Raw genomic sequence first — 869 nt, forward strand, 5'->3', positions numbered from 1 at the left:
GGCTTTGTTGCACAAAGATTTGAAATGCAAAGCGCCCCTAATTGAGCCAAATTTAAGGCGTAACTTGGGTAAGTGGTCGACCTAATTCCGTAAATCTGTTGAGGACTGCTACACGTGCATGAATTTCATTCACCTGACTAGGAAAGCTTCTTGCCATTAATTTATCGCCTAATAATTTGATGCAATGCATCTTGGTTTCCACCAAACTGCGGCGATGATAGCCTGACCATTTTTTCCATAATGTCCTGCCTAAACGTTTAACTGTTCGAAGTAATTCATTTCGCTCTAGCGAGCTACTCTTTGTATCTTTCCATGGTTTCGCATTTTTTCTAGGTGGAATCACCGCATGTGCTTGCCGATCTGCAATGACCTGACGGCATTGCTTGGTGTCATAAGCTCCATCGGTATAAACAGAGTCAATCTGCTCATCTTGTGGAATCTGATTAAGTAAATCACCAAGCACCTGTGAATCACTGACATTATTGGTTGTGAGCTGAATAGCGCGTATTTGTAGGGTTTTGGCATCTATACCAATATGTAGTTTACGCCATTGGCGACGATATTCAGCTCCATGTTTCTTGCGTTTCCATTCGCCCTCACCTAGAAACTTCATGCCTGTAGAGTCTACGAGTAGATACAGCCCATCGCTACTTTTTTGGTAGCTGATTGCAATATCAATATGCTTTTGTCTTCTACAAAGCGTACTGTAATCTGGTGCGGTCCAATTTAATCCGCAAAGTTTAATCAGACTTTGCACAAAGCCAGTGACCATACGTAAAGATAGACGGAATAAGGATTTAATCATTAAGCAGCATTGGATAGCTGCGTCGGAGTAGGTTTGATTTCGCCCTTGTTTGCCTTTTGATGGG

1 protein-coding gene is annotated in these 869 nt (G+C 42.2%); it reads right to left on the bottom strand.

Annotated features, from left to right (window positions below):
* Positions 1–52: 52 nt before the first annotated feature.
* The coding region (locus LOZ91_RS14540) for an IS5-like element IS17 family transposase (RefSeq protein WP_244783466.1) at positions 53–869 on the bottom strand (817 nt) is incomplete at its 5' end.

The sequence above is a fragment of the Acinetobacter sp. F-1 genome (assembly GCF_022869025.1).
Lineage (GTDB): Bacteria > Pseudomonadota > Gammaproteobacteria > Pseudomonadales > Moraxellaceae > Acinetobacter > Acinetobacter pseudolwoffii.